The organism is Puerhibacterium puerhi, from assembly GCF_009846865.1.
Classification (GTDB): Bacteria; Actinomycetota; Actinomycetes; order Actinomycetales; family Cellulomonadaceae; genus Puerhibacterium; species Puerhibacterium puerhi.
This window is the reverse complement of record NZ_WUWN01000021.1, coordinates 14,813-41,603: the sequence shown is the minus strand read 5'-3', so window position 1 is coordinate 41,603 and position 26,791 is coordinate 14,813. Positions and strand designations below refer to the sequence as shown.

29 protein-coding genes are annotated in these 26,791 nt (G+C 72.4%); 19 read left to right on the top strand and 10 right to left on the bottom strand.

The genetic code is table 11. The annotated features are described in order from the left end of the window. Positions 1–5 precede the first annotated feature (5 nt). From GSF02_RS12185 to GSF02_RS12150, 8 genes are read right to left on the bottom strand one after another with little or no spacing between them, the layout of a single operon-like run. The gene (locus GSF02_RS12185) at positions 6–416 is read right to left on the bottom strand and encodes a DUF4913 domain-containing protein (protein ID WP_159796681.1); all 411 of its coding nucleotides are present in this window, start codon (positions 414–416) and stop codon (positions 6–8) included. Beyond that, entirely contained in the window at positions 413–2,149 is a 1,737-nt protein-coding gene (locus tag GSF02_RS12180) for a type IV secretory system conjugative DNA transfer family protein (protein WP_159796729.1), read from the bottom strand. The genes GSF02_RS12185 and GSF02_RS12180 overlap by 4 nt, the downstream gene beginning before the upstream one ends. Then, positions 2,149–3,822, bottom strand: a complete 1,674-nt coding sequence (locus tag GSF02_RS12175; RefSeq protein WP_201308904.1) for a hypothetical protein — start codon at positions 3,820–3,822, stop codon at positions 2,149–2,151. The genes GSF02_RS12180 and GSF02_RS12175 overlap by 1 nt, the downstream gene beginning before the upstream one ends. Further along, positions 3,819–5,324: an SCO6880 family protein gene (locus tag GSF02_RS12170; RefSeq protein WP_159796678.1), complete on the bottom strand. Its 1,506-nt coding sequence runs from the start codon at positions 5,322–5,324 to the stop codon at positions 3,819–3,821. The genes GSF02_RS12175 and GSF02_RS12170 overlap by 4 nt, the downstream gene beginning before the upstream one ends. Beyond that, complete coding sequence (locus GSF02_RS12165) at positions 5,321–6,793, bottom strand: hypothetical protein (protein ID WP_159796675.1); 1,473 nt, start codon at positions 6,791–6,793, stop codon at positions 5,321–5,323. The genes GSF02_RS12170 and GSF02_RS12165 overlap by 4 nt, the downstream gene beginning before the upstream one ends. Then, the gene (locus GSF02_RS12160) at positions 6,786–7,535 is read right to left on the bottom strand and encodes a hypothetical protein (protein WP_159796672.1); all 750 of its coding nucleotides are present in this window, start codon (positions 7,533–7,535) and stop codon (positions 6,786–6,788) included. Before GSF02_RS12160 ends, GSF02_RS12165 begins: the two co-directional genes overlap by 8 nt. Before the next feature lie 9 nt (positions 7,536–7,544). Further along, positions 7,545–7,784, bottom strand: a complete 240-nt coding sequence (locus tag GSF02_RS12155) for a hypothetical protein (protein ID WP_235915524.1) — start codon at positions 7,782–7,784, stop codon at positions 7,545–7,547. Positions 7,785–7,819: 35 nt separating this feature from the next. Next, the gene (locus GSF02_RS12150) at positions 7,820–8,323 is read right to left on the bottom strand and encodes a DUF6668 family protein (RefSeq protein ID WP_159796666.1); all 504 of its coding nucleotides are present in this window, start codon (positions 8,321–8,323) and stop codon (positions 7,820–7,822) included. 453 nt (positions 8,324–8,776) lie between these two features. Here GSF02_RS12150 and GSF02_RS12145 point away from each other — a divergent pair, with 453 nt between their 5' ends. From GSF02_RS12145 to GSF02_RS12065, 18 genes are all read left to right on the top strand, one after another. Further along, positions 8,777–9,073, top strand: a complete 297-nt coding sequence (locus GSF02_RS12145) for a hypothetical protein (RefSeq protein WP_159796663.1) — start codon at positions 8,777–8,779, stop codon at positions 9,071–9,073. Beyond that, positions 9,073–10,185, top strand: a complete 1,113-nt coding sequence (locus GSF02_RS12140) for a M15 family metallopeptidase (RefSeq protein WP_159796660.1) — start codon at positions 9,073–9,075, stop codon at positions 10,183–10,185. The genes GSF02_RS12145 and GSF02_RS12140 overlap by 1 nt, the downstream gene beginning before the upstream one ends. Then, positions 10,172–11,623, top strand: a complete 1,452-nt coding sequence (locus tag GSF02_RS12135; protein WP_159796657.1) for a hypothetical protein — start codon at positions 10,172–10,174, stop codon at positions 11,621–11,623. Before GSF02_RS12140 ends, GSF02_RS12135 begins: the two co-directional genes overlap by 14 nt. Next, positions 11,620–13,044: an AAA family ATPase gene (locus tag GSF02_RS12130; protein ID WP_159796654.1), complete on the top strand. Its 1,425-nt coding sequence runs from the start codon at positions 11,620–11,622 to the stop codon at positions 13,042–13,044. Before GSF02_RS12135 ends, GSF02_RS12130 begins: the two co-directional genes overlap by 4 nt. Positions 13,045–13,084: 40 nt before the next feature. After that, positions 13,085–13,390 (top strand): helix-turn-helix domain-containing protein, encoded by a 306-nt coding sequence (locus tag GSF02_RS12125; RefSeq protein ID WP_159796651.1) that lies wholly within the window; start codon positions 13,085–13,087, stop codon positions 13,388–13,390. Between the two features lie 127 nt (positions 13,391–13,517). Beyond that, entirely contained in the window at positions 13,518–13,838 is a 321-nt protein-coding gene (locus tag GSF02_RS12120) for a helix-turn-helix domain-containing protein (RefSeq protein ID WP_159796619.1), read from the top strand. Between the two features lie 178 nt (positions 13,839–14,016). Further along, positions 14,017–14,160, top strand: a complete 144-nt coding sequence (locus GSF02_RS12115) for a hypothetical protein (RefSeq protein ID WP_159796616.1) — start codon at positions 14,017–14,019, stop codon at positions 14,158–14,160. 268 nt (positions 14,161–14,428) lie between these two features. After that, on the top strand, positions 14,429–16,156 hold the full coding sequence (locus GSF02_RS12110; RefSeq protein WP_211100089.1) for a MarR family transcriptional regulator: 1,728 nt from the start codon (positions 14,429–14,431) through the stop codon (positions 16,154–16,156). 879 nt (positions 16,157–17,035) lie between these two features. Continuing rightward, positions 17,036–17,692, top strand: a complete 657-nt coding sequence (locus GSF02_RS12105) for a ParA family protein (protein ID WP_328799025.1) — start codon at positions 17,036–17,038, stop codon at positions 17,690–17,692. Between the two features lies 1 nt (position 17,693). Next, entirely contained in the window at positions 17,694–18,140 is a 447-nt protein-coding gene (locus GSF02_RS18635) for a hypothetical protein (RefSeq protein WP_201308903.1), read from the top strand. A gap of 68 nt (positions 18,141–18,208) precedes the next feature. After that, positions 18,209–18,358: a hypothetical protein gene (locus GSF02_RS12095; protein WP_159796607.1), complete on the top strand. Its 150-nt coding sequence runs from the start codon at positions 18,209–18,211 to the stop codon at positions 18,356–18,358. Between the two features lie 444 nt (positions 18,359–18,802). Beyond that, positions 18,803–20,161, top strand: coding sequence for a ParB/RepB/Spo0J family partition protein (locus tag GSF02_RS12090; protein ID WP_159796604.1), 1,359 nt, complete (start codon positions 18,803–18,805; stop codon positions 20,159–20,161). A 439-nt stretch (positions 20,162–20,600) separates the two neighbouring features. Next, entirely contained in the window at positions 20,601–21,626 is a 1,026-nt protein-coding gene (locus GSF02_RS12085) for a DUF4192 family protein (RefSeq protein WP_159796601.1), read from the top strand. A gap of 467 nt (positions 21,627–22,093) precedes the next feature. Beyond that, positions 22,094–22,273, top strand: a complete 180-nt coding sequence (locus GSF02_RS18630; protein ID WP_201308902.1) for a hypothetical protein — start codon at positions 22,094–22,096, stop codon at positions 22,271–22,273. A gap of 29 nt (positions 22,274–22,302) precedes the next feature. Continuing rightward, positions 22,303–22,692, top strand: coding sequence for a DUF6573 family protein (locus tag GSF02_RS12080; RefSeq protein WP_235915523.1), 390 nt, complete (start codon positions 22,303–22,305; stop codon positions 22,690–22,692). Positions 22,693–23,143: 451 nt separating this feature from the next. Further along, positions 23,144–23,302, top strand: a complete 159-nt coding sequence (locus GSF02_RS12075) for a hypothetical protein (RefSeq protein WP_159796598.1) — start codon at positions 23,144–23,146, stop codon at positions 23,300–23,302. 302 nt (positions 23,303–23,604) lie between these two features. Next, positions 23,605–23,871, top strand: a complete 267-nt coding sequence (locus GSF02_RS12070) for a glutaredoxin domain-containing protein (RefSeq protein ID WP_159796595.1) — start codon at positions 23,605–23,607, stop codon at positions 23,869–23,871. A 5-nt stretch (positions 23,872–23,876) separates the two neighbouring features. Then, positions 23,877–24,896, top strand: a complete 1,020-nt coding sequence (locus GSF02_RS12065) for a toprim domain-containing protein (RefSeq protein ID WP_235915529.1) — start codon at positions 23,877–23,879, stop codon at positions 24,894–24,896. Positions 24,897–25,134: 238 nt separating this feature from the next. On the opposite strand, the gene GSF02_RS12060 is transcribed toward GSF02_RS12065, so the two are convergent. After that, complete coding sequence (locus GSF02_RS12060; protein ID WP_201308901.1) at positions 25,135–25,431, bottom strand: hypothetical protein; 297 nt, start codon at positions 25,429–25,431, stop codon at positions 25,135–25,137. Positions 25,432–25,524: 93 nt separating this feature from the next. Then, complete coding sequence (locus GSF02_RS12055) at positions 25,525–25,872, bottom strand: hypothetical protein (RefSeq protein ID WP_235915522.1); 348 nt, start codon at positions 25,870–25,872, stop codon at positions 25,525–25,527. Between the two features lie 47 nt (positions 25,873–25,919). Between GSF02_RS12055 and GSF02_RS12050 the strand changes: the two genes are divergently transcribed. Continuing rightward, on the top strand, positions 25,920–26,654 hold the full coding sequence (locus GSF02_RS12050; RefSeq protein WP_159796588.1) for a hypothetical protein: 735 nt from the start codon (positions 25,920–25,922) through the stop codon (positions 26,652–26,654). The last annotated feature ends 137 nt before the right edge of the window (positions 26,655–26,791 follow it).

Below are 26,791 nucleotides of genomic sequence, written 5' to 3'. Positions count from 1 at the left end.
TGCGATCACTGCTCGGCCGGGTCGTCGGCCGAACGGAACAGGCCGGCAGGCGGTGCCTCGGCCGGCCACTGCTGCGGAAGCTCGCGCTCCTGCACGTCGCTCAGCTTCCAGAACGGCCCGTCGGGGGCCGTGATCTCGCGCATCTCCGGGCCGAGGTAGTCGCGGAAGAAGACGGTCATGCCCGTCATCCCCTCGTGGCGCAGGAACTCCCAGGACTGCCACAGCGCCTCCAGGCGCGCGATGACCTCGGCGTACTCCCACCACCGGGGGTCCCACTTGCCCTGCTTGGGGTTGCGCTTCCAGTGCGGTAGCAGCCACTGCTCGACCCACTCGGCGACATTGGCGTAGTACGTGCGCGGCGTCGGGTCGTTGACCTCATCAAGGTCAACGTCGACGTCGACGAACTCGGCGGTCATGCTGCCTCCCATCGTGCGCGCCGTTCGCGCTGCGATTCGTAGTAGCGGGAGCTCTCGGCGACCTTGCCGGCGTACGGCCGGGCGCTGAAGTGATCCAGCCGAAGCAGCGCCGGCGGCAGGCCCGAACCCATCAGCAAGGCGCGGCCCTGCGGCAGCGCCGTCAGGTCGGAGACCTCGAAGATGCGCTGGCGCTGGACGGACGTCGAGACGCTACGACCTCCCTTCTGCTGGGTGGCCGACCGCTTGACCACGTCGTGGTCCCCGATCAGGCCGGAGACGAACGGAAGGAACTTGTCCTCGCTCAGGCCGGACCCCACCACGCGGACGTTCGCGGCCGACCAGAGCTTCTGCATGCCGGTCTCGCCGAAGGCCTCGACCCCCTGGGCCCAGGACTGGAAGAACGAGCTGACGACGATTCCGCGCGAGCCGTAGTGGGAGTAGACGTCCGGCAACTCACGCCACCGGCACACGTTGGCGACCTCGTCGAGCACCACCGTCAGCGGCACCGGCAGACGCCCGCCCGGGCTGGCGGCACCAGCCTGCTCGGCCGCGGTCAGCACGGCCATGGTCAGTGCTGCAGTGATCGCGCGAGCCGACCCGCCGCCCTCCTTGGAAACGAGGTAGAGCGTGTCGCTAGAGCGCACGAACCGGTGTGGGTCGAAGTGCGGCCGGGCCCCGGTCGGGTCGGTGATCCAGGGGGCGATCTTGCTCGAGCCCAGCACCCCGATCCACGGCCGCACGGTCCCGTAGACGCCATCTCGCTGCTTCTCCGTCAGCGTTTGAGTGCGCTCGAGCGCGACGGCGTTGGCCGTCTCGCCGTGCTTGTTGAGCACGGCGGCCGGGTTGTCGGAGTGCGTGGAGTCCGGGTCGTTGGCCCACGTGAACACGTCGGTGATGGGACGGCGGTCCAACGCCGCGGCGAGCAGGAGCCGCGAGAGCAACTCCTTGCCGGCGGACTCGAAGTAGGCATCCTGCTTGGCCCCGGCCGACGTGGCCGACGAGATGAACACGTCCGCCAGCCTCTCGGCGGTCTCCATGTCGGTGACGAAGCTCAGCGGGTCCCACCAGAACGTCGGCTCGGCCCCGACGATGCCCTGCGGGTCATGCAGATAGGTCACGCCGAGCTCGCTGCGCGGGCCGCGCGTGGCCTCGGGCAAGTCCGGCTTGTTCGTGGTCGCCAGCACGGGACCGGTGGTCTCCAGAACCTGCGGGATGCACACGCAGGAGGTCTTGCCCGCCCGCGGGCCCATGAGCCACACCTGCACCCACTCCCACGAGGCGTACAGCGCCTGGCGCGAGGGAAGGTGCGTGCCGAGCGTGACACCGACGCCGGCGCCCGTGGCGCCGAGCCTGGCGGCGTCCTTCGCGGCCTGCGGGGCAGTGAGCGCGGCGACGTCGCGGCCGCTGGCCAACCAGCGCGCCTTGTAGTCGACCCGTGAGCCGGCGCCGCGCACTCGAAGCCCGGCGAACACCAACAGGCCGGCTACGGCCAGCGCAGCAACGATGCTGCCGAACGTGACTGCGGCCTGCGCGCCGGTCATCGGAACCCGCCCCGTCACCACGTCGCCGAGCATGACCACCGGGTCGGTGGTGTGGGCGAAGGCGGGGTTGAGGCGGGCACCCGCCCACAGCGCGGCAACGACCACGAGGCCGAACACGAGCACACCGCCCAGGACGAGCCAGCCGGTGTCATTGCCAGCCGGCTCGGGGCGACGGTTGCGCTCGCGCGGCATCACACCGCCACCCCCGCCCCGACGTCCGCGGCGTCCTCAACGTCCTCGAGGTCGAGCACGCCGGCGCGGGCGGCGCGCTCGATCGCAGCCTCCCAGGCGCGGTTGGTGTTGTTCACGTCGAGCTCGGCCGGGACCATGCGCATCACGAACGGCACACCGGCCTTCTTGCCGGTCTTGAGCAGGAACTTCCCGCGCCCAGGAGGGGCCGCGGCGGCGCCGGTGTCTGGGTTGACCTGCGCCTCGACCGACCAGTCCTCGATCTGCGCGACCTCACGGCTCGACATCGCGAACACCTCACGCAAGTTGCCCATCTCGGCGTTGGCCAGCCCGCCGAGGAACACCATCGCCGAGCGCTCAACAAAGCCCCAGGCGATCTCGGTCAGGTGCGCGTCGCCCAGCTTCAGGTCGTTCATCGTGTGCGTGATCATCGCCTGACCGATGCCGCGCTGACGGTTCAGACGCGTCAGCTCGTCGAGGAAGTAGACCATCAGCCCGCTAGCGCGCAGCATGCGCCACAGCTCGTCCATGACCAGGAAGTAGTGCCGCTGGGCGCGCAGCCCAGCCTCGGCCAGGTGCTTGTCGGCCGACACCAGCGCAGAGCCGTGCGACCAGCACACCGCCTGCACCGCGGCCAGCAGCTGGCGGTCGCCCGAGTCGATCGCGTGCAGGTCGTAGACCATCGGGCGGCCCAGCTCGATGTGCTCGCTCGTAGGGCGCGAGAACGTCTCACCGAAGGGACCCGAGGGTCCCAGCGCGAGAAGCGCGTCCAGCAGGTGCTGGACCCGCTCGTCGTAGTGGGCGACGTCGCCACGGCTGGACGCCACCCGCACCAGCCGCTCGTGGCGGGAGCGGACCAGCTCTAGCAGGTCGTCAACCACCGGGACTCCCGGGTGCTCCTCGTCCAGCACTCGCAGGGCCTCAGCGACCAACGACTGCTCGTAGTCGCGCAGCCGCTCACCCCGCACCAGGTCGAGCAAACCCAGCACCGTGGTCCGCCGGCGTGCCCGCATCTCCTCCAACGCACGGCGACGCACATCTTCGGCCGGGATCTGCTCGAGCTGAGCCACCAGCGGGCCGAGGTCCAGCGGGTTGATCGACCCGTACCCGGGACCGAGCGTGATCACCTGCCCGTTCAACGCGCGGATCAGGTCGACGTAGTCCGGCTTGGTGTCCGACAGCACCATCGGCACGATGCCCCAGCCCTGCAGAACGGTCACCATGCGCCGGACGAGGGAGGACTTGCCCAGGCCCGGCCGGCCCAGCACGAAGCATGACGGGTTGAGCACCAGCCCGGCGAGGAACCAGTGCACCGGATCAGCGCAGACGGTCGAGCCGTTGAGCAGGTTCGGTCCCAGGGGGACACCCCGGACCGGGTTGCCTGACCCGGCGATGAACGGCCACAGGCCACACACCTGGACCGTGGTGCCCTGGCCCTCCGGCGCGGGCTCGATGTACGGCTCACGCCCCGCGCCGGGGATCGCCCAGCCGCGACGGGTCGGGCGCAGCCGTGCCGCCGCTCGCCCCTGCGAGGCGTCCTGGAGGAACCGGCGCAGCACGCTCGGGCGGGGCTGGCGGCCGCGCTGCGCGGCGTCGAGCTGTCGCAGCTCGCGGCGCGACAGCCGCAGCACCCTGGTGTGCGCTGGCGTGTCAGGCTTCCGGAATCGACGGGTCACAGCCACTCCCTGACCTGGGTCGGGATGATCGAGTGCTCGGGCAGGACCACGCCCAGCGGCAGAGCCGCCTGGAAGGCCACCGCCTGGTTGCCCAGCGCGGGGCGCAGGCGCAGCCGAGCCTGGTTGCCCAAGGAGGGGATGACCTTGTCCAAGCGGGGGAACTCGTCGGAGCGGGCGCAGGTGACCGTGACCAGCACCCCGAAGCGCACCAGCCCTGCGCCCTTGGCCTCCTCCTCCGCCGCCTTCGTCGCGTACGCCTTGCGCAGCTGCTGGCGGGCTGTGGGCCGGTGCTTCTGCGACGCCGAGAACTGCGCGTTGTTGATCTCCTGCTGGATCACGTCGGTCGCCTCACCAGCCGGGATCGGCCGGTACAGGATCGTGACGCGCTTGCGCAGCACCCCCGGCGTGGGCTCCACCAGCCGGCGCAACGACGAGGAGTAGAACATCCCGCGCGGCGGCTCCCACATCTGCCACGTCTTGGACACCGCGCGGTCGTGGAAGTACCGGTCGACCTGGTCCTCGGCGAACACCGGGCCGGCCTCCTTCCAGGTCAGGCCCGTTCCACCCTCGGCGCGCAACTGCTCGATCCGCGTGGCCACCGTCGGGTCGTACGCGGTGCGGGTGAAGTCGACGATGTCCTGGGCGGTGCATGCGCGCACCGACGTGCCCGCGCCCGTCTCCCACAGACCCGACAGCAGGACGGGCAGGCGGTTGCCGATCTCCTCGGCCATCGCGGCCGGCCCGCGGTCGGTGGCCTTGCCGTCGACCGACTTGCCCGAGAACGTGATCGCGATTCGCGTCGTGATCACCGGCGAGCCCGTCGCCATGGTCTCCACGATCTCGGCGGCCACCGCCTTGGCGAACGGCTCCGCCGTCTCGGCGATGTTCGACCGCACCATGCGCGACAGCCGCACCCCGGAGTCGGGGGCGGTCTCTACCGTCACGCTCGCGCCCACGATCCCGTCGTCGACGCCCAGCTGCGCCAGCCAGGCGCCCCAATGCGCCACCTGCGAGTCGATGCGCGGCTGGTCGACCAGGGCGTCACCGTCGGGGAAGGCCTCGATCACCACCGTGTAGTGCTTCGCCGACTTGAGCCGAATCATGCCGAACGGGCTGCCGTACGCGTCGCGGTGCTCGCTCAGCTCGCTCGGGGCCATGAGCCCCGGCAGGGTGAACGACCCGTCCGGCACCTTCCCGGCCGGCCCGGCCAGGTACAGCGTGTCGCCGCGGCGGGCCTTGGCGCGGTGCGCGCCCAGCAGGAGCCAGCGGCTGTAGATGCTCCGTCCTTGCCGGTTGAATCCGACCAGCAGGAAGATCCCCACGGCGCCGACCAGCACGGTTACCGCTGCGGCGATCCACCACTGCTTGGCGATCATGACGATCAGCAGCAGCACCACCGGCACCCCGGCGAGGGAAACGCCCATAGGGATGCCCAGCAGGCCCTCCCGGCTCGGGCGCGTGATGTTGCCGTAGACCACCGGGTTCGCGCTGTCAGCACTCATCGCTTCTCCTCGCTCACGTCATCCATCGCACCGTTGGCCGTCATCGACGCCTGGGCCAGGTCTCCCACTGCCCGAGCGCGGCCGCCTGCGCGCGAGCCGGGGCCCGCATCGGTGCTCGCGCCGCTCGACGCCGGCACGCTCGACGCCGCCCCTGCGGCCCCTGCCGGGACCGCTGCGGCGCCCGCGTCGGTGCCGGCATCGCCACCACTGCTCGCCGCACCGCTGCCAGCGTCACTGCTGCTCGCGGCACCGGCGCCGCCAGCGCCGCGCCCCGCACCATCAGCGCCAGAACCGGGGCTGCCGCTCGACGGCGAGCCCCCCGACGGGGAGCCACCTGACGGGGAGCCTCCGGACGCCGGCGGCGTGGACCCGCCCCCACCGCTCGACGCGCCCCCCGTGCCCGCCGCACCGCCGATGGCGGTGCTGCCGCTGCCAGCGGCGGCCGAGGCCCCGCCACCACCTGAAGCAGCTGCACTGGTCGAGGCGACGCCGGACGCGGCGCCCGCGCCGCCGCCGGCCACGGCGGGTGCGGCCGCGCCGCCGGTAGCACCCAGAGCGACCACCGCGGCGCCGCCCGCTACCGCGGCGCCGGCGAGGCCGCCCCCGGAGAACAGTCCTGAGGTGCCGTTGGACGCGACCGGCGCGATGAACTTGATCAGTGCCGGCAGCGCCAGAGCGGCGGCCGCCAAGATCACCACCGCCACGCACGTCTGGTAGATCGCCTGCGCGACGTCGTCCATGCCCTCGATCTCCACGGGCGAGCTCAACGTGAGGATTCCCAGGGCGTAGATCGCCCCGGCCACGGGCTTGAACAGCACAAAGCTCAGCAGCCAGGCCATCGCCTTCTTGAAGGCCTGCTCTCCCGCCTCCGAGGCGGACGAGGCCGCCAGGGTCGGCAGGAACGCGAACAGCACCAGCACCAGCGCGTCGCGCAAGATCATGAAGGCGACGTTGGCCAACGAGCCGAGGAAGGCGAAGATGCCCAGGAACAGGCCGGGGCCGGTTCCCCCGGCCAGGAGCATGTCCGTGGTGAGGAAGCCATCAAGGTCCATCGCCGAGCCGGTCGCCTTCTCGACGATCCACGGCGCGAATGCGTCCCCGGCGCGCATGAGCGCCGTGAACCCGACCGTGACCGCTGCAGAGACGGCCATCAGGTTGACGAGCATCTTCACTGCGCCGGCGCCGCTCGAGAGCCTGTGCGTCATACCGACCCGGGCGGCGGCAATCAGGAAGCCTGCGATGGCGAACACGGCCGTGTACAGCGACAGGTTCTCTCGAATCGCCGTTACGCCCGTGGACTGCACGTCGGGTGACGGCAGGCCCATCCAGAACGTGTTCAACCAGCCCAGCACGGAGACTGTCCCGTCACCCACGCTGCGCACGAAGCTTTCGACAGCGTTGCCGACAACGCTGCCCGCCACATTTCCCAGATGGCAGGTCGCGTCGAACAGGCCGCACTGCTCAGCCATCGCTGGCGCTCCAGGCGGTGAAGGCGCTGAGGTCCGACGCAACCCAGTCGAAGCGAGAAGTGGCGAGATCGATCAGCCAGTTGTCGGTCTCGTCGTCCCACACGAGCGACACCCGCATGGATCCTTCGACCTCGTCCTGGCGGAACCCCAGGTCGACCACGACGGCGTCGGGCTCGACCTTCTGGAACTGGAACCCGGCAATCTGGGCTACGCGGCCCGCGGTCTGGCCCTGGTGGGCAGCCGGATCCTGGCTGGCGATCCAGCTTTCGCGTGCCTGGCCCGGCAGCGCAGCCGCCGCGGCAAAGGTCTCATACTCGGGACCCGCTAGCCCTGCGAAGGCGTGGGGCGCAGCGAAGAGGGCGCCGGTCGCCGAGTGTGCGAAGCATGGCCAGGCGGGGTCCTCGCCCGCGATGGGCCCGGCCTCCGGTGAGGTCGGGACCATGAAGTAGCCGCCGGAGGGCTGCCACTGTGCGTCGGGGCCGGTCACGGGAATGTCCTGCGACCCGGCGGGCAGGCCGCAGGCGCCGCCGCGGGCGGACGATGAGCTCGACGGCTCAACGGACGAGCTCACCGGCGGTTGGGAGGTCGTGGCCACGGACGGTTCGGCGTCGTCGTCGGCCGAGCCGCTTCGTGCCGCGATCGCCACGACGATGGCGATGACTACCAGCACGATGAAGCCGGCTGAGACCCACCACCAGGCGTTGATAGGGCTTTGCGTGGGGGCGCTGTTGTCGTCGCTCATGGGTGGCTCCTAGACGAAGACGCGGAAGATCACTCCGACGGCGGTAGCCAGGATGGCCACGATGATCGAGATGATCAGGCCCTTGAAGCCGTTGATCTCCCGGCCGGTGAAGGCGGCGAAGGCGAGGTAGCCGGCGGACACCAGGAAGCCGGCCACGCCGAGGATGATCACGGCCCAGCTGAGCCAGTTCAGGATCGTCGTGATGCCGTCGAAGCCCGGCGGCTCCTCGGGCGTGGGGTCAGGCAGCACGCTTGTAGCGGCGTGGTGTAGCAGTACCGCAGCCTTCATGAATCGTTCCCTTCGGTGTCCCGCGCCTGTGCGCGGAGGTTCTTGACCACCTGGCGGGTGCGCAGGGGGCTGGAGGACAGGTCTGCGGGCTCGACGCGCCAGCGCTCCACCCAGGGCAGGTGCCAGCCGTGGGGAGTCATCCGCGCCAGGCGGCGCGCCGTCTGCTTCTGAGCGGCGAGCAGTCGCGGGCCGTCATCGACCAGCACCAGGCCCAGCAGGTGCGAGCCGGTCAGCGTGCCGGCTGCCCACAGCCGGGCGAACCGTTCGGCCGCGGCCAGGCCTTCATGGTGGGTGCGGGCGACGGCGACCACTGCCAGCGATGGCAGGGGCCGCTCCCAGCCGGCGGCGACGGGCCACGCGCGCCCGGCGTCCAGGGCGCCGTCGCCGAGCAGCCGGGCGAGCGTCGAGGCGCCGGCGCCGCCGTGCAGACCGATGACGCACACCCACGGGCGGGAGGTCACCTCGGCCACGGGCCAGGGCTCGTCATGGCTGACGTCCACGGGCGGGGCCGACTCCGGTCGGCGGGGTCCCTCCAGGCTCAGGGCCTGCCCTAGCAGCTCATCGGTGGTGGTCGGCTCCGTCACCGGTGCGACCGGCTCGGCGGTCACAAACGGGTTGTTCGCCGGCGCCTGCGACGCGCTCGACCTTCGTCCGATCACACTCACGCCCCCCGTCAGCATGGATCTGATGAGAGGCTATCAGTAGGCGGTGACATCCTGCTAGGGTCGATCTAGCAACGCTTGGTGAGCTCTTCGGGGGGAGGGGTCATGTCGGCTGCATCGCGTGCCACCGCCGGCGTCGTGATGGCATGTGTGCTGGTCACCGGCTGTTCTGCTGACGTTGACCGGTCGGCCTCCCCCGCCAGCGCTGCCACCAGTGCTGCGCCCGGGCCCGTTGTCACCCCCTTGACGAGCGCCGCGCCGGAGCACGACACGGCCGGACAGCAGGCCGCGGTGGACGAGGCTGTGGCCACGCTGCGGGCGTTCGTCGCCGACCTGCCCTACGACCAGTGGTGGGCGGGACTGGCGCCCCACCTGACGGCCGCCGGGAGGCAGGCGTACGAGACGGTGGAACCGGCCTGGATCCCCGCGTCCGCCGTCGACGACGGGCGACTGTCCGCCTACCCCGACGGCACGTCAGCCATCGTGCTGGTGGGCACCGACATCGGCCAGTACCGGGTGCAACTGATCCGAGAGACCGCCGAGTACCCGTGGCAGGTCGAGCGGATCACGCCGCCGGAGGGGTACTGATGGGTAAGGTCATCACCGGGATCATCGCGGCGATCCTGGCCGTGCCGCTACTGGTCGTGGTCATCCTTGGCGGCGACGGCGGCTGTGTCGCCTCCGGCAGCGCGGCCGCTGCAGGCGCGGTGAGCGCCGGCCAGCTGGAACAGGTCGGGGACGTGCCGGGTCTGTCGGGCGATCCCGACACACGCGACGAACAGCTGGCCAACGCGGCGGTCATCATCAACACCGCCAAGGACCTCGGGCTGCCGCTCAAGGCACAGGCCATCGGCGTGATGACCGCCCTGGGCGAGTCGTCGCTGATCAACGTCGACCACGGCGACGACGTGCACGGCGTGACGAACCCTGACGGGTCGCCGACCTGCTCCCTCGGGCTGTTCCAGCAGCAGTGGTGCCTGGGCTGGGGCACACGCGAGCAGGTCCTGGATCCCGCCTATGCCGCCACCAAGTTCTTCGAGCGCCTGGCGCAGGTCGCCGGCTGGCAGGACCTCGAGCCGACGATCGCGGCCAACAAGGTCCAGCGCAACGCTGATCCCTTCCACTACGCCCCGTACTGGGAGACGGCCAACGCCGTCGTCAGCGCACTGACCGGCGTGACCATCGACCCGGCCGCCGTGGTCACGCCGGCCGGTAGCTGCACCGTGGCCGGCGCCGGCGGCACCGGCACCGGAGGCGCCGCCGGTGAGCCCGCCGCGTGGGGCGGGTTCTCCAACGGCCAGATCCCGGCCGCCCAGCTCAAGCCGATCCCGTGGGCGCCCGGCGAGCTGCTGCGCACCGACGCCGCCGACGCCCTCATCGCACTGAACAACGCCTACCGAGCCCAGTTCGGGACCAACATCGCGATCACCGACTCCTACCGCTCCTACGCCGAGCAGGTCGCCACCAAGAACGCCAAGGGCCACCTGGCGGCCACGCCGGGCTACTCCAACCACGGCTGGGCCCTGGCCCTGGACCTGAGCGGCGGGATCAACAACTACGACACCGACACTCACCGCTGGATGCAGTCCAACGCCGCCCGGTTCGGATGGATCAACCCGGACTGGGCTCAGCGCGGTGGCCGCAAGGAGGAGCCCTGGCATTGGGAGTTCTGGGGAGCGCAGACCCATGACGCAGCTTGACCCCGACAAGGTCCCACTGTTCCCGGTGGTCAACATCGAGGTCACCGAGACCGGCGAGATCCTGGTGGACGGCAACCCCGTGCCCGGTGTGCCCGGCCAGGCCCCGACCGCCACCGCGATAGCCGCGGTAGCCGAGATGGTGCGCGCCCAACGCCTGGACGCGGTACGCGTGCGCGCCCGCTCCCCCGAGGGCCGCTTCCAGATGGTCGTGGCCGCCGACGGCCAGGCGATCGACACCACCCCCACGACGCCGGCCACCCCGCGCGGTGGGCGCCGCCGCCCCGTGCTGGCCGCGGTGGTCGCCGCCAGCGCCCTGGGCCTCGTCGCGGCGACCGCCGCTGGCGTCGTGGCGCTGAGCGACCGGCCCGCCACCACGACGGCCGCCACCGCCTCCGCCCCGCTGCCCGGCGCCGGGGCGAACCTGCCGGTCCTCGCCCCACCCGGCTTCGCGCAGAAGGCGACCTGGTCGCTGCCCGCCGACTCGCGCACCACACCGCTCGTGAGCACGGACGGGTCGGTGGTCCTGCTCACCGCCGGACGCGACCTGCGCACGGTCGACGGCGACACCGGACGCGTCACCTGGCGTGGTGCCGGGGCCCGCGACCAGCTGCACCTGAGCCAGGTCGACGGCCGGCCGGTCGTGGCCACCGCGGGCAGCCAGGAGCTGTCGCTGTGGCCCCTGGACCTGGACGGCGGCGGGACCGTCGCGGCCACGACCCTGCCCATCGGGGCGCGAGCCGAGGTGACCTACCTCGGCAGCCAGCCCCTAGTCACGCTCGAGAACCAGACCGTCGCTCTGCTCGACGGCGACGGGCTGACCCGCCGGGACGTGCCCGTGGGCGCGACGGCGGTACTGGCAGCCCCCGACGGCGTCGTGGCCGTCGGCGCGGACGCCTGGTGGCTCATCACCCCCGACGCCGAGCCGCAGCGCCACCCACTGCCGAAACCCGAGGCCGCCGCCGGCGCCCCGGCCGTGCTCTCGGCGGCCGCCGACGACCAGCTCCTCGTCGCCTGGCCCACCACCGACCCGCATGCCGACGTCCTGGCACTCATCGACACCGGCCAAGGCGCGATCCGCGCCCAGGCCACCATCCCGGCCGGCGCGATCCGCGACGACGACCAACCGCTGCACGACCCCACCGGCCAGTCCCTGGTCCTGGGATCGGTGCTGGTCGACTACGGCCCGCACCCGGTGATCGCCCACCTCGGTGAACTAGAAGCGACCGCCGTCCACGGCCGCACCGTCTACGGCACGCTCGAGCGCGCCGCCGCGACGGCCACCCTCACCGACGGCGAAGTCCACACGACCACCAACGACAGCGGCACCACCGCGGTGCCGCCCATCGCCGTCACCGACGACTTCGCCTACGTCGTGACCCAGAAGGTCGACGAGACCTACCTGTACGCCCTGCCCCGCACCGAAGGGACGCACCCGTGATCACTGTTTCCGTCCGAGACGACGGCACCGGCGGCACCGTCGCCCTGCCGGACCGCACCATCGAGCTCGAGCCCGGCACCCCGAGCACCGTGCAGGACCGGGCGATCGCCGTGCTGCACCGCCACGCGGCCGCCGAGGGTCGCCCCGTGCTTGTCAAGGCCGAGCAGGGCGCCGACACCCAGTACCTGGAAGTCAGCCCCGACGGGCGCGTGCAGGTCGCCGAGCACGCCGCCATCGACACCCGCCCCGACACGGCCACCACGTGGGACGCGGCCGACCACGAGCCGATCCTGACCACGCCACTCGCCGACCCTGCCCCGGCCGTCCCCGCTCCTGCCGGCGCGGCCGACGGCTCCCCGGCCGCTGCGCCGGTGGACACCCACCGCTTCATCCAGAACGCGCCCGAGGTCGTCGAGCCCCCGCAGCCGGAGCCTGAGCCGCGGCGCGGGGCCGAGGAGCCGGCGGCCGCGGCCAGCGACCGCCCGCCGTTGCGTACCCGCCGCGAGGCCCGCCAGTCGTTCCTCACCCAGGAGCAGATCGAGGAACCCGCCACCCAGGGCTGGCGCGGCTTCCTGACCCGGGTCGGCATCCGTCAGGCTCCCAGCGAGGCCGAGCGCGCCCAGCGCACCGACGCTCAGGCCGTTTCCCAGCACTGGCCCGGCCCGCGCACCATCGCCATCGTCAACGGCAAGGGCGGGGCGTCCAAGACACCCAGCACAATCCTGCTGGCCGCGGTATTCGCCCGCTACGGCGGTGCCGGCGTCCTGACCTGGGACAACAACCAGACCCGCGGCACCCTGGGATGGCGCACCGAACAGGGGCCCCACGAGGCGACCCTGCTAGACCTGCTCCCCCAGGTCGACCGCCTGCTGTCGACCGGCGCCCAGTCCGCAGACCTGGCCCACTACGTCCACCACCAAACCCGCGACAAGTTCGACGTGCTGCGCTCCAAGCCCGACGTGCTGGCCAGCGAGCAGCGCATCACCGCTGAGGACGTCGACGCGATCCACGCCGTGGCCGCCAAGTACTACCGCCTGATCTTCATCGACTCCGGCAACGACGAGACCGACCCGATGTGGCGGCGCATGATCGACCACACTGACCAGCTGGTGGTGGCCACCACCACCCGCGACGACCACGCCGAAGCAGGGGCACTCCTGCTCGAGGCCCTGGCCGACCGCGGCGGCCGCGCCGCCCGCCTGGCGCAGGGCGCTGTGGCGATCGTCAGCCAAGCCGACAGAGCCGTCAGCACCACCGACGTCCAACACGTCGCGGCGGGATATCGCGAGCTGGCGCGCGAGGTGGCTACCATCCCGTTCGACCCCGCGATGGTCGACGGCATCCTGCGCTACGGCAGTCTCCGACCGACCACCCAGCGAGCCTGGCTCGCAGCCGGCGCGGCTGTTGCCAGGGGGCTCTGACAGCCGCGGCGACCAGTACGCCACGACAGATCGGAGCCCCGTGCCCCTCAAACCGTCCGACGACAGCGACGTCGACGCCCTCGGCCAACTCGCCCGCAGCAGTGACCGGATCCTGCTCGTGCGCCACCTGCGCGCGCACCCGGGCGACTACTTCGCCTCAATCCTGGAGACGACCGGGATCTCGAGCGGCAGCCTCGCCAAATACCTGCACGAGCTCGAAGCCCAAGGCATCGTCACCGGCGACCTGCCGCCCGAGCACCGCCGAGGCCGCACGGTGCGGTGGAGCGTCGACGACGAGCGACTGCGCGCGCTCATCGCCCACTTCGAGCAGGCAATCCTCGGATGACACGAGGCCGGCCCCCACGGAGCCGACCTCGTCGCTTCCCTGTGCTGCTGTCAAAGAACTACGCACAGGTTACTATGGCATTAAGCACCCCAGCGGCGGGCGAGGTGCGGTCGGGCAGTATTGGCCCATGCCGCGACTGACCACGCCCCCCTCGATGCCCGAGGAGGTGAGTGTCGCCATTGACGCTCTCGGCAATCGCGCACGCCTGGAAGTACTCCGGATCCTCTCTCGGCACGGCCAGCTCACCCTCACCGAGGTCGCAGAAGCGCTCGGCATCGACCGCTCTTCAGCCCGACGCCACCTCGTCACGCTCGAAGAACTCGGGTTCGTCCAGGGCGACGTGCCGCACGACGAGCGATGGCGGCGCACCACCGTGCGCTGGCAGGCCGACGCCCACGCCGTGGACCAGGCCTTCTCGGCCCTGCGGGACTACGCCGCCGGTCGCTAAGACGCCCTGTGGATCGCCCGGGCGCAAAACTCGACCGGAGAAATTTGCGACACGCCGCATCCCCAGCTCCGGTGCCGCTGGCCAGCGTGGTTGTGTTGCAGCCATGGGTAAGCGCGGACCGAAGGGCAAAGGCCCGAGAGAGCGGATCGAGGCCTCTGTGCCTCCTCCGCTCGCTGCCGTGATCGATCAAGCTGCCGCCTCGTCCCCGTACAAGACGCGCAGTGACTTCCTCGTGGCGCTGTTCGCCGAGCACTTCGGGCGCCCCGAGTACGTACCCGCTCCGACTCGCGCCCAGCAGGAGGCTCTCGACATCCCTGCATAACCGCAGAAAAGAAGCGGCCCGGCCCCCGAAGGGGCCGGGCCAGGTTCAGAAGCTCATCACCCGAAGCTGGCAGGCGGGGAGGTGATGGGCCCCGATCAACACACCCTTGGTGTGTTTCACGACAGGATCACTGTAGCAAGTGACCGCTACCAGTTCTCGATCAGCTGCGCCCGACACGCCGTCCAACCCGGACGAGCGTCCGGCTGGCGACCCCCGCGCGGAGTGGGCGGCGTGCGCGCCGCTGCTTGCCGGTGTGGCCCGTGTGCGTTTGGGACGCCGCCGGGCCGAGGGTGTGGAGTACCGCGACCGTGACGAGCGGCCGCTGACCCCGGCGCTGCCCAGCGCGCCGGCGGCGGTGCGCGTCTACGGCCATGACGGCGCGTGCGCGGCGCTGTGCTTCGACCTGGACGCCTCCAAGGGCGGGGCGCAGGCCGTGGCCCGTGACGCCGCGGGGCTCGAGCGGTGGCTGGTTGAGTGCGGCGCCCGCGTGGTCACCGACCTCTCCCCCAGCGGCGGGCGGCACGTGTACGTCCCGCTGGCCGAGCGGCTGGACTACACCACCGCCCGCGAGCTCGTCGAAGCCCTGGCCACGCACTTCCCCACCCTGGACCCCGGCCCGCACCGGTCGCTGACGACCGGGTGCATCCGCGTGCCCGGGTCCGTCCACGCCCGCGGCGGCCACCAGGTGCTGACGATGTCGTTGAATGCCGCATACGACGTGCTGCGCCGCCGCAACGGCGCCGACGTCGTGCAGGCCATGCGGGTGCGCCTGACCCGGGAGATCGCCGCCTGGCGCGCGGCCGCGCAGGCCCCGCCCCCCTCCCCTACCGCGGCCGACCCCGACATGGTCGGCCGGCTCGCCCAGGGCGAGCTGAGCGCCCGGCTGGTGCGCATCGCCCGCGAGGGCGTCTACGACACCGCGCGCTACGCCACCGCCTCCGAGGCCCGCCAGGCCGTCATCGCCGGCGCCGCCCGCGCCGGCTGGCGCCTGACTGACGTCGCCGCTCGCCTGGCGGACGGCCGCTGGCCGGGCCTGGCCGCCCTGTACGCCCGCTACGCCCCCCACCAGCGCCACGGCGCCCTGGCCCGCGACTGGCGCGCCGCCGAACGCCTGATCAGCGGCGGCGCGAACGAACCCGCCACCGAGCGCGGGAATGATCATGTGCACAGATCCAACACAAGCGCCCAACAGTCACAGGGGGGCGCCTCTACGGCCTTCGACGAGCACGCCTACATCCGCACCTGGCGCGCGGCGGTCCGCACCTACGAACAGCACCGCCTGCCGGGCAGGGCCGGGTACACCCTCCGGTTCGTGCTGCGGGCCCTGGGCGAGATGGCCCACCGCACCGGCAGTCGCTACCTCGCCGTCGGCACCCGCTCCCTGGCCGTGGCCTGCGGCGTGGACCACTCCACCGTCTCGGTGGCCCTGCGCGCCCTGACCGCGGCCGGCTGGTGCGACCGGCTCGAGGCCGGGCGCGGCGAGCACGCCGACCTGTACGCCTTGGCCCTCCCCCACGACCTGCAGGACACCGCCGGCACGCTGCGCTGGGATGCCGGCAAGGTCCACGCCCTGCGCCCGGCCTTCCGCGAGCTCGGACACGTCACCGCCCTGGTCTTTGAAGCCGTCGAGACCGGCCGCGCCCGCAGCATCACCGCCCTGGTCACCGCAACGGGCATCTCCCGACGCGCCGTGCACGAAGCCGTCGACATCCTGTCCGCCTGGGCCCTACTCGAGCGCACCAGCCACGGCCTCGTCGCCCGGCCCGAGGCGCTGAGCCGCGTCGCCGAGCAACTCGGCGCGCTCGACGCCGTGACCGCGCAGCTGCGGCGCTACGCCCGCCAGCGCGCCGCCTGGCGCGCCTACCTCGCCCGCCACGAACCGGACGCCGAACCACGCGATCTCGACGACGCCGAGACGTGGTGGTGGCCACCCGACGACGCCGCCGACGCTGGCTGGACGCTCGTAGGCGCGGTCACACCTCATGTCGCCGCCTGATGCGTGGCGTCCGAACCCTTCGATCACGCCGTCGCCCCCAAGGCTGTCGGGATGCTCTAGGACGTCACACCTTGGCGTGCACGTCGACCTGCCCGGCCATGAGGGCGCCGGCGCCAGATCCGACACGCGCGCAACTCCGGCACTCCGGAACTCCGTAGTTCGGGCGTCCCGCTGTGCCCATCAGCGCGGCCGTCCGGACCGTCCAGGTCACGTGCGAATCGGTAGTTTCCAAACTTCGGAAGTAGCGAAGTCTGTAACTACCGGACTCTGTAACTTTCAAGGTGACGCGTTGCGTTGCGCTGGCGCGCCGACCCGCGTGGGGCCGGGGCGCTGTCGCCCGCTCGGCGCGCGCGACTCCGGACTCCGGAAGTCTGTAACTCCGGAACTCTGTGACTCCGGCTGTTGCCGGCGGGTCCGGAGGCAGCTGGAGGCTCCCGTTCGCGACGCCGACGTGCACGTCAGGTCCCGGGCGCGGAAGTCTGTAACGTCCGAACTTCCGAACTTCGGAAGTGCCCGACTCCGCACCGTCGGGAAATGGCGCGTCGCGTTGCGCTCGGCGCAGGCCTCGGGTCCTGGCTGGCGCGGCAGCCAGGCCGGATGCGCGCGCAGGACACTCTGGAACTCTGTAACTCCGGTGCAGCGCGCTGCGCTGCCGCCTGTGCCGCGGGTTGCCGAGTTCCGCAGACGGCACGCGCGAGCCTGTAACTTCCGAACTTCCGGAGTGACAGACCCCGAAACTTCCGGAGTTCGGAAGTCAGACACGCCGAGGAGGGTATGCGTCTGCCGTCGCTCGACGTGAGAGAGTCCGGAACTCCGGGAGTACCGAACTTCGGTAGTGCCGGAGTTCCAGACTTCGGAAGTATGGCGGAAGGACAACCGGTGCGGATCCTGGCAGTGGCCAACCAGAAGGGTGGGGCGGGCAAGACCACAACAGCGATGTCCTTGGCTGCGGTGCTGGCTGAGGTGTCGCGTGTGCTCGTCGTGGACAACGACCCGCAGGGCTCGTCGACGTGGTGGGCCGAGCGCGCGGGGGAGTCGCTGCCGTTCGACTTCGCGGGCAGCACGAACCCGAACGAGCTCGCGCGACTTCGTGAGCTGCCGTACGACGTCGTCGTGGTCGATACCCCCGGCTCCCTCGAGGCCGGCGAGGTTCTGGCCACGATCGTGCAGGCGTCGGACTTCGTCATCCTGCCTACCGAGCCGGAGGCGCTGGCATTCCAGCCGCTCAGCCGGACCATCCAGAGCCTGGTCCAGCCCTACGGCGTGGACTACCGGGTCATGCTCAACAAGCTCGACCCGCGCAACCCCGGCGAGACGCTGGAAGCGCAGAAGCTCATCGACGGCGCCGGCTTCCCGCGCTTCCAGCACGGTGTGCGCAAGTACAAGGCCCACTCGACCGCGCCCCTGCGTGGGGAGGTCGTCACGCAGTACGAGACCTCGCGCGCGACGTTCAAGGCGATCGACGACTACCGCCGCGTGGCGCTCGAGCTCAACACTGTCTGGGCCGCCCAGAGCCAGCCCGTGGGGGTGAACTGACATGCCGAAGGTCAGCCTGACGTCGCTGCTGGACAACGCCGCCGCGCAGCCGGCGCCGGCCCCTGCACCTACGCCGACACCGGAACCGCCCCGTGCCGCGGTACCCGCGCCGGAAGCGGCGCCGGCGGCCGAGCTCCCGCAGCCGTCCGCGACGCGCAAGGCTTCGACTCGGCCGGCGCGGCGCGCGCAGGCCGAGCCGGCGCGCCGCAGCGAGCCTGCCGGTGGCCCGAAGTACCTCCAGCTGGAGCGCAAGGAGACGCGCATCCGCGCCGACCAGTGGGAGGGGCTGACGGCGACCGCGCGGCGACTGAACAAGGAGCGCAACCGCGAGGGCGAGCGAATCACCGAGAACACGCTGATCCGGGTCGCCGCGGACCTGCTGCTTTCTCGCGCCGACGAACTGAGCGGCGTCACCGAGGACGACCTGCGTAAGTCGCTGGGTCTGTAACTTCCGAACTTCGGGAGTTACAGACTTCCAGCCCCACGTCGCCGACCCATCGCAGAGAGGTGCAGGCCATGAGCGAACCCGACGACACGACGCCCCAGGGCGTCCTCGAGCCGCTGAGCGCGGTCGAGAACGCGCTGCTGGACCAGCTGCCCTGGGCGCCGGTGACTACCGACGCCGACGTGGACTTCCAGTTTCGCGACGACGACCTCGACGGCTGAGCGTCGCGTGGAGCGACGGCAAAGGCGCCCCCGGCTGTTGGTCGGGGGCGCCTTTGTGACACACAGGGGGCTGAGCGTGGGTCGAGCTATGGCGGGGCGCTGACACGGTGCGGGGCTGCGCCCCTGCGGCCCTCCGGGCCGTGCCTGTGGCCGCTGCGCGGCCGCGGTGATCGCGCCTGCGGCGCGGGGGTTTTCTTCCCCTCCTGGCGTTCCATCCTCGCCCGCGCGACCCTGCGCGCAACCGGCCTCGCTGCGCGTCCCGGCCCGACGAAACTCGTCGTCCTGCGGTCGCTGCGCTCCCTGAGCTCGGCCGACGAGCCCCGCCGTCCCGCGACCGGCCGGTTGCACTCCGGGCCGCTCATGCGGGCGGTGATTCCAGCGCCAGGAGGGGGCGAAAAACGGTCCGGCAAGGCGACCACCCACCCCTGGCGGATCGGAGTCACCATGACTTCCAACACCGAAGCCACCGCCACGCACGGGACGCTGGAGCACGTCGACCCGGCCGCGCTCGTGATCGGAGCGAACATCCGCACCGACGCCGACCTCGACCCGGACTTCGTCGCGTCGATCAAGGACCTGGGCGTCCTGACGCCCATCAACGTCCAGCGCCAGCAGGACGGCACGCTGGTCGTCCTGGCCGGGCAGCGGCGCACCCTCGCCGCCGTCGAGGCCGGGCTGGCGACCATCCCCGCCTACGTCACCGACGCCAACGGTGACGAGGCCGAGCGGATCATCCGGCAGTGGGCCGAGAACGACCACCGCGCCGCGATGCGCGACACCCACCGAACCGCGGCGATCAAGCAGCTGGCGCTCGACTTCGGGCTGTCGGCCGCGCAGATCGCCCGCCGCACCCGCACCAGCAAGGACACGGTGACCGCCGCGCTGGACGTGGCCGGGAGCCAGGTCGCTGAGGCCGTGCAGGCCAAGTACGACCTGACCCTCGACCAGGCCGCCGTGGTCGCGGAGTTCGAGGACGACAAGGAGGCGGTCAAGACGCTGACCGCCTGCGCAGTCGAGCACCCGGAGGCGTTCGCGCACACCGCCCAGCGGCTGCGCGACCAGCGCACCGAGGCCCATGCCCGCACTGAGGCGATCGAGGCGCTGACCCAGGCGGGCGTACCGGTCATCGAGCCGATCGGGTACGACGACAAGAAGGCCAAGCGGCTGCACGAGTTGCGCAACGCCGACGCCGAGGCGGGGGAGGGCATCACGCCCGAGGCGCACGCGCAGTGCCCCGGCCACGCCGCCTACGTCTCCACCCGCTGGGACGGAGTCGTGACGGTCTACGTGTGCACCGACTGGCGCGGGCACGGGCACCTCGACCGCTACGCCCAGGCCCCCACGAGCGGCGGGCCGCAGACCGAAGAGCAGAAGGCCGAGCGGCGCCGGGTGATCGAGAACAACAAGGCGTGGCGGTCGGCCGAGACGGTGCGCCGGGAGTGGCTGGCGCAGTTCGCCAAGCGCAAGACCGCGCCGAAGGACGCCGCCACGTTCCTCGCCCAGGCCATGGCCGAAGGCACCTACCTGCTGAACAAGGCCGGTGAGCGCGGTCACCGGCTGGCCACCGAGTGGCTGACCGGCAAGGCCGACGCCGGACGCGGCGCAGTGACCGGACTGCTGGCCAAGGCCACCCCGGCCCGCGCCCAGCACATCGCGCTGGTGCTGGCACTGGCCGCCGTGGAGGACGCCACAGACGTGCACACCTGGCGCAACCCCGACACCGAGACGCGCCGCTACTTCACCGCCCTCGAAGGCTGGGGGTACGCGCTGGCCGAGGTCGAGCAGATCGCCAAGGGCCAGTGAGCCGGTAGGCAGGCGGTGCGGGGCCGGGCCGAGCGGTCCGGCCCCGCACGCGGGCGGCGGGCGCGGCCGACGGCCCATCGAGGGCCGGCGGCCACGCAGCGGGGCCAGCCCCGCACCCCGGCGGCCCTGCGGGCCGAGCGGCCGGCCGCTGCGCGGCCGCGGCGATCGCGCCTGCGGCGCAGGGTTTTCTTCCCCTCCTGGCGTTCCATCATCGCCCGCGCGACCCTGCGCGCAAGGCCCGCGCTGCGCGCCGGCATTCCCCCGAGATTTCTCGAGCTGCGGTCGCTGCGCTCCCTGAGCCCGCTCGAGAAATCTCTCCTCCTGCCGGTCCCGGGCCTTGCACTCCGGGCCGCTCATGCGGGCGGTGATTCCAGCGCCAGGAGGGGGCGAAAAACGGTCGGGGCCACCGACCACCCACCCCTGGGCGAAGGAGCATCCCGTGAGCGAGTCCTACCGCATCCGCACCATCACCGACCTGCTGGGCGTCATCCCCACCATGGTCGGCTACCAGCCCGCCGAGCAGGCCGTCGTGATCGGCGTGCGCGACACGGGCCTGTCCGTCACCGCCAGCGCCCGCCTGTTGGACCTGACCGACGCCGGGGCGGCGATGATCGCCGACGAGTTCACCCGCGCCGAGGCCACCCGCGCCGTCGTGGCCGTCTACACCGACGACGCGGCGACCGCCACGGCCGCGCTGGACAGCCTCACCGGCGCGCTGCACGGCCAGGCCCTCGACGTGGCGGCCGCCTACCAGATCGGCGCCGACGACTACCGCGACCTGCTCGACCCGACCGCACCGGCCCGCGACCGGCGCGAGATCACCGAGAGCACGGCCGCGCTGCAGATGCTCGTGGAGCACGGCGCGGCCCCGGCCAGCATCACCGAGGCCCTGCCCGGCCCGGCCGCCACCGCCGAGCGTGACCGCGCCGCAGCGGCCGCCGCCGCGCACGCCGCCCAGAACATCGACAACCCGCGCCGGTTCGCCCTGGCGACCTGGCGCGGCACTGTCGCCGGGATGCTGGACGACGCCGAGGTCTACGGCGAACTGGCCCAGATGCTCACCGACACGCGCGTGCGTGACGCGGTGCTGGTGGCCACCGTCCCGGGCCTGCCGTTCGACCTGCCCGCCCGGATGATCGACGCCGCCGACGACGACCCCGAGGTCGACCAGGCCGCCGAGCAGGCCGTGGCCGCCATCGTCGACCCCGCCCGCGCGGTCGCCCCCGACGAGACCGTGCAGGACGCCATCGACACCCTCGGACGCGTCATCGCCCACACCCCGACCAGCGCCAACGCGTGGGCGCTGTGGGCGCTGCTGACCTGGTGGAAGGGCAACAGCGGCCTCGCCCGCGAGGCTGCCACCCGAGCGCGCAGCATCAACCCCGACCACCGCCTGGCCGGACTGGTCCTCGCCGCCATCGCGGCCCGGCTCGCCCCCGGCTGGGTCCGCGCCATCCAGCGGTGACCCTCGAAACGACACCGTGCGGGGGCCGGGCCAAGCGGTCCGGCCCCCGTCGCGGCGGCGGCCGCGTTCGTCGGCCCATCGAGGGCCGACGAACGCGGGCGGGGGAGACCCCCGCACCCCCAAGACCGGCTGCGCCGGCCTGCAGGGGCCCCGCCCCCGCACCCCCGCGGCCGGCCGCTGCGCGGCCGCGACCACAGCGCCTGCGGCGCACGCACGTCCCCCTCCTGGCTCTCCATGCTCGCCCGCGCGACCCGGCGCGCAACCACCGCGCCTACGGCGCCGACCTGCGGTCCAAACTCGCCGGCTGCGGTCGCTGCGCTCCCTGAGCTCGCCGACGAGCCCGGCCCTCCGCCCGGTCCCGGTGGTTGCACTCCCGGCCGCTATACGGGCGGTCATTCCGGCGCCAGGAGGGGGCGAAAAACGGTCGGGCAAGGCGACCACCCACCCCTGGCGAAGGAGGACCCACCATGCGCCAGACCGTGACCGTCGTCGTCGCCCGTCAACGGCACCTCGAGGCCATCCCGACCCACGACTTCGCCGAGGTCCCTCCGGACTGGGACCCCGACATCCGCGAAGCGGTCGAGGCCGGCCGCATCAGCATCCGGCGCGCTCGGACCATCCACGCCCGACGCCAGCAGAACCGCTAACCGATCCCCTGAGCAGGAAGGACGCAGACGTGAACGAACTGACCGAGATCTTCGGCCCGGTGATCCACCGCTACACCCGCGCGCAGGCCCTCGCCGACGGCGCGCTCATCGACGCCGGCGAGCTGGCCCGCGAAGCCGGGTTCACCGTCCCTCTCGCCCTCACCGCCGCCGCCTGGGCCGAGGCAGTGGCATGGGACCACGGCCCCCACCAGGACGAGACCGGGCGGCTGTGGGACGTGCTCACGATGGCCGGGCTCGCCGCACGCACCGCCACCGGCCCCCGCGTCGCCTTCACCGTCGCGCGCGTGCCCAACCGGCCCGGTGCCGAGCAGCCCACCAACACCACCCTCCACCTGCACATCGGCCCCGGCGACACCCCCGCCCCCGTGCTGACCGTCCTACTGCCGCACGAGGACTGACCCCGGCGGCCGGGCCGTGGCCGGCCCGGCCGCCGGTGAGCCACCCGCCCATCCCGGGCGCGGTGGCCGCCACACACCCTGGAGAGACCATGACCCGACGCACCCAGCCCCTGCCGCCGCAGCTCGCAGGCCCGATCCTCGACGTCGTCCACCGCGCCCGCGCCGCCGCCGCCGGCACCGGCACGCCAACCAACGCGCGGCCGCCGAGGCCGGCCAGACCCGCATCCCCACCGGCTACAAGGCCGCCCGCCGCACCGCCTCCGCCGGCCAGTACGCAGCCCACGCCCTGCGCCTGGCAGCCCTCGAGGCCGCCCGACCCACCGCCCCGGCCCTGCAGGCCGCCGCGGCCGCGTTCAACACCTGGCAGGTCGACCCCCGCACCGCCGCCGCCGATGCCCTACGCCACGTCGCCACCAGCGCACCCCCCGCAGCCGCGCGCGAGCTGCACACCGTGGCCGCCTGGCTCGACCACACCGTCGGGCACGAGCTCCTGGCCACCACCGCCGCCCTGTGCCGGCTCGCCCTCGACACCGCGACCGACCACCTGGGCCCCGCCTGGCACGCCACCCACGGCCAACGCCTGCGCGCCCTGCTCGAGGAGGCCGCATGAGCACCACCGCGCGCCAGCGCGCCAACGGAAGCGGCCTGCGGCCGCCGATGCCACCCAAGAGCCGATCGGGGCGTTCCTGGACGCCACATCATGGCCGCCGCACCCTGCGCGCAAGCGGCTGCGCCGCCGGCAGCAGGCGACAACTGCGGCACGCGGTCGCGCAGCTCCCTGGCATCGCGCCGAACTTCTCGCCACCGCCGCCCTACGGGTTGACGCTCCGGGCGCTGTCGGCGGCCCGTGCTGCGCTCACCAGGAACGCCCCGAAAAATGTCGCCTGGGGGACAAGCAGGGGGAGGGGACCAATGCTGAGCGTCACCGTCTACAGCACACCCGCGTGCATCCGCTGCAAGATGACCAAGGACCCCTTCACCACCAAGGGCATCACCGTGCGGGAGGTGGCGTTGGCCGACAACCCGGCCGCGCACGAGTACGTCACCACCGACCTCGGGTACAGCGAGGCGCCCGTCGTCGTGGTCGAGGACGGCACCGGCCAGGACCACTGGTCAGGCTTCCGCCCCGACCAGATCGCCCGCGTCGCCGCGGCCGCCCATGCCGAGGAGACACCGTGACCGCCATGCAGGCGCAGGTCAGCGCCGAGCGGATCGTCGAGGTCAACACCGCGGCGTGGGAGTTTTGGCGCTGGCACGCCCGCCAGCCGGGGGAGTGGACCGCCGAGTACCTCGCCGGCCGGGGCCTGCGCGGTGTGCGGGCCGGCTACGCCCCACCCGGCTGGGCGCGCCTGGTGCCCACCCTGCACCGCAAGCACGTCACCGACGACGAGCTGCTGGCCGCCGGCCTGGCCGTGCGCACCGCCAAGGGCGCGCTCGGGGACGCCTTCCGTGACCGGCTCGTGCTGCCCATCACCGACACCGCCGATCGCATCATCGGGTTCACCGCCCGCCGCAACCCCGCCGTCGACGGCGACGAGAGTGTCCCGAAGTACCTCAACACCACCACCACGGCCGTCTACGACAAGCATCGCGCGCTGTACGGGCTCGACCAGGCCGCTGCCCGGCGCATCACCGCCGGCGCCGCGCCCGTGCTGGTCGAAGGCGCCCTCGACGTCGAAGCCGTCCGCCGGGCCGGCCCCGACTACGTGCCCGTGGCCGCCTGCGGCACCGCGATCACCACCGGCCACCTCGAGCAGCTGCGCACCCTCGACCCGCACGCGCTCGAGCGCGCGATCGTCACCCTCGACGGCGACGCCGCCGGCGCAGCAGGCGCCCGGCGCCTGTGGGACCAGCTCACCGCTACCGAGGCCGGCACCATCGGCGCCGTCGTCCTGCCCGCCGGCACGGACCCCGCCGGCCTCCTCGAGGCCGGCCACCGCGACGAGCTCGCCGCCCTCCTGGCACACCCCCAGCCGCTCACCCACGCCGTCATCGACCAGGCGCTTGCCCAGCACGGCGACCACCTCGAAGGACGGCTCGCAGCCGTCCGCGACGCAGCACAGCTGGTGCGCTGCCTCGAGCCCTACGCCGCCGCGGCCGCCGGTCTCCACCTGTCCCAGCGGGTCACCGACACCCTCGACACCGCTAGCGTGCTGGCCGAGATCCTCGACGCCTACCGGTCAGCAGAAGCGCGGCAAGCATGAGCCCGAGCGCCCTCAAATGACCCTAGGTGCGCGACCAGATGCCCCTGGGGCGCCCCACGAAAGGCACTCGAAAGCACCTTCGGCAGGGCCGACTGACCGCCGCAGCGCTCACGCAGCGGTCAGAAGATCCGCGCCGAGCGGGCCCCGGCTGACGTTCCACCATGCTCGCGCCCTGCGAGCAACGGGGCTCGCTGCACCCCGCGGTGCGGCGGAACGCGTGAGGCCGCGGTCGCTCCGCTCAGCGCGTCGGGCGATCGGCATCGACGTAGAGGACGACTCGGCCGGAGCTCAGGTCGAACACGTCTCCAGGGTTCGCGCGCTCGGCACCCGCTTCGAGACGCTGCTTCTCCTGCAGCGTGAGCTGCGTGCTGGGCTGGAATGCCTCGACAAGCTCACCGAGGACCGCGCCACCATCGGGCTTCGGCCGTGTGTGCCGCCAGTAGATCCACCCCTTCGCCTCGGCACGAAGGGCTAGGCGATCGATGGCGACGATGGCGGCGACGCATCCTACGGTGATCAGTACGGCGTCCAGCACGTGTTGGCCACCCCCTGCCAGCGCTCATCAGTCGTCCTTACCCTAGCCATCACCCACCACGCCACAGCGCAGCCGCCGCGGCGTCCGGGAGGCTCAGCCGACAGTGACCGGGGGAGTGGGGCGCCGGCGCGGCGGGATCGTGCGGTACACGTCCTGGGGGCGCAGCCACACCAACAGCTCATGATCCTGCGAGCGGGCCTCCGGTGCGGTGACCGCGACCATGACCCGGTCGACCGTCCAGCGGATCGCACGGGCCGGCACCAGCTCCTCGTGCGTGGACCACACCAGCCGGCAGATGACCGGCACACTGCCCTGCGGGCGCGCCGGCACGTGGTCGGGACGCGCGTAGTTCAGCGGGACGGGCGCCGGCCAGAACTCCTCCGCCGGCCGTGGCCGCGCCGGCGGAGCCTCCCGATCGGCCCTGCGCCCCTCTCCCGTCACCCCCTCAGGGTACGGCGTCATTCGAACTCACGTTCGATAATGGCGCCATGGGAGGAAGCGGCGCGGACGCGCTCGAAGCTGCTCGAGCGGCCCTGCGCGCCGCCGAGCAGCGCGTCGGCGTCACCCGCCGCGCCGAGGTCCTTCCCGAGCCCGTCGAGCCGGTCAGCCAACCGCTGGCAGACCTCCTACCAGGAAGGACGTTCCCCAAGGGGACGACGTCCACCGTCGTCGGATCCACGAGCCTGCTGCTCGAGCTCCTCGGCGCCACGCAGCGGGCGGGGGAGTGGGTCGCCTTCGTCGGGATGCCGACCCTGGGGCTCCTGGCCGTGCACGAGGCCGGCGTCGACCTCGAACGCGTCGCCTACATCCCCAACGTCGGCCCCAACGGCCCAGCGGCCGTGGCCGCGCTGCTCGACGGCATCGAGCACATCGTCGTCGGCCCGGCCTGTGCCCTGCTCGACACCGACCGCCGACGGCTGCTGGCCCGCGCTCGAGAGCGCGGCAGCGCGCTCATCAGCACCACTCCCTGGTCCGGTGCCGCGCTGGCTCTCGACGTCGAGCGAGCCACCTGGGCGGGCCCCGACGGCGGGGACTACTGGCTACGCGAGACCCGCTACGACGTCGTGCGCCACAGCAAGGCCGACGGACCCGGTCGGCGCTTCACCATCGTGCGCACCCACGAGACCGGGCTGGCCCGAGGGACCACTGCCCGAACCCGCCTCGAGCTCTACGCCGCGGCCGAGGAGCGCCGCAGCCTGCGCCTCGTCAGCGGAGCGGCATAGGCCGCAGGCGACGTCTAAGCGGCGCAGCCTGCTAAGAACTCGCAGTGATGGGGCCGCTGGCACCGCCGCTCCAGGGACATACCGCCATGCCTCGGGCCAGTAGGCTTCGCCGGTCAGCTAGAACCTGAGGGAGTGGC

What these genes read in the sequence shown, in the direction of transcription:
- GSF02_RS18635 (WP_201308903.1), top strand. Translation starts at nt 17,694, where the DNA reads ATGCCGAAGGTCAGCCTGACGTCGCTGCTGGACAACGCCGCCGCGCAG.
- GSF02_RS12070 (WP_159796595.1), top strand. Translation starts at nt 23,605, where the DNA reads ATGCTGAGCGTCACCGTCTACAGCACACCCGCGTGCATCCGCTGCAAG.
- GSF02_RS12090 (WP_159796604.1), top strand. Translation starts at nt 18,803, where the DNA reads ATGACTTCCAACACCGAAGCCACCGCCACGCACGGGACGCTGGAGCAC.
- GSF02_RS12165 (WP_159796675.1), bottom strand. Translation starts at nt 6,793, where the DNA reads ATGGCTGAGCAGTGCGGCCTGTTCGACGCGACCTGCCATCTGGGAAAT.
- GSF02_RS12065 (WP_235915529.1), top strand. Translation starts at nt 23,877, where the DNA reads ATGCAGGCGCAGGTCAGCGCCGAGCGGATCGTCGAGGTCAACACCGCG.
- GSF02_RS12185 (WP_159796681.1), bottom strand. Translation starts at nt 416, where the DNA reads ATGACCGCCGAGTTCGTCGACGTCGACGTTGACCTTGATGAGGTCAAC.
- GSF02_RS12120 (WP_159796619.1), top strand. Translation starts at nt 13,518, where the DNA reads ATGCCGCGACTGACCACGCCCCCCTCGATGCCCGAGGAGGTGAGTGTC.
- GSF02_RS12050 (WP_159796588.1), top strand. Translation starts at nt 25,920, where the DNA reads ATGGGAGGAAGCGGCGCGGACGCGCTCGAAGCTGCTCGAGCGGCCCTG.
- GSF02_RS12135 (WP_159796657.1), top strand. Translation starts at nt 10,172, where the DNA reads ATGACGCAGCTTGACCCCGACAAGGTCCCACTGTTCCCGGTGGTCAAC.
- GSF02_RS12140 (WP_159796660.1), top strand. Translation starts at nt 9,073, where the DNA reads ATGGGTAAGGTCATCACCGGGATCATCGCGGCGATCCTGGCCGTGCCG.
- GSF02_RS12095 (WP_159796607.1), top strand. Translation starts at nt 18,209, where the DNA reads ATGAGCGAACCCGACGACACGACGCCCCAGGGCGTCCTCGAGCCGCTG.
- GSF02_RS18630 (WP_201308902.1), top strand. Translation starts at nt 22,094, where the DNA reads ATGCGCCAGACCGTGACCGTCGTCGTCGCCCGTCAACGGCACCTCGAG.
- GSF02_RS12180 (WP_159796729.1), bottom strand. Translation starts at nt 2,149, where the DNA reads ATGCCGCGCGAGCGCAACCGTCGCCCCGAGCCGGCTGGCAATGACACC.
- GSF02_RS12160 (WP_159796672.1), bottom strand. Translation starts at nt 7,535, where the DNA reads ATGAGCGACGACAACAGCGCCCCCACGCAAAGCCCTATCAACGCCTGG.
- GSF02_RS12170 (WP_159796678.1), bottom strand. Translation starts at nt 5,324, where the DNA reads ATGAGTGCTGACAGCGCGAACCCGGTGGTCTACGGCAACATCACGCGC.